This is a genomic window from Bartonella sp. AA97HXZ (assembly GCF_042196985.1).
Classification (GTDB): Bacteria; Pseudomonadota; Alphaproteobacteria; order Rhizobiales; family Rhizobiaceae; genus Bartonella.
Genome location: NZ_JBHIRC010000093.1, coordinates 1 through 730 on the forward strand (window position 1 = coordinate 1; position 730 = coordinate 730).

Annotated in this window: 1 pseudogene; it reads left to right on the forward strand. The window is 39.3% G+C overall.

Annotated elements, in window-relative coordinates:
* Nucleotides 1–705: pseudogene (locus ACFINE_RS09875) on the forward strand (filamentous hemagglutinin); the annotation flags it as partial.
* Nucleotides 706–730 lie beyond the last annotated feature (25 nt).

A 730-nucleotide genomic window follows, 5' to 3' on the forward strand; every position in this document is an offset into this window, starting at 1 on the left:
CATTATTTAACGGATGAAGAACAACAGAATTTACAAAAAGGTTCTGATGGCAAGGTTCATGTTTTTCTCAATGGTATTTTTACAACACCAGATGACGCAGCCCATAATGCGGTTCAGTTGGCTGATAACAAGAATGATCCACACTATTTTCTGATGTTCCCTCATAGCGATTCGTTCTTGGTAGATTTGTTCATTGCAGGGTATCAGTATGCTCTAGAAGGTAAGTTGGGTATTTTGACCAATTCGACGAAGAAGTACCAGAATCTGTTGTATAGCCTTGGCAATATAGGATTGCATACTGATGCGCATAGCCGCGGCAGTATGACAGCGGGCAATGGATCGCATGATTTAGAAAAGCATGGTGTTCATGGTATAGCAAAGAAAACAACGATTAATTTCTTTGGACCAGCTTATAATACTCAAAACATGGCAGATACGTTATATATCTTAAGTGATGGAAAGCAGGATTACGTAAACTTGGAAAATCATAAAAATGACTTTGTGGGTACAAAGATTGGCAAAAATCCTTACACTTTTGAGCAAATACCTCCTGGAAGTGGTCCCTGGAAAGAAGCAGGGCAAATATTTAAGGGCTACCCCAGTGTCCATGCTTGTTATGGACATCCAAGTGATGCTTGTACATGGCGCTACGGTTCACCTAATCGTACGCCAATTTATTCAAAATATTCAGGGAGGAAAAAATGAAACAAATCTTGAAATTATTAAGCGG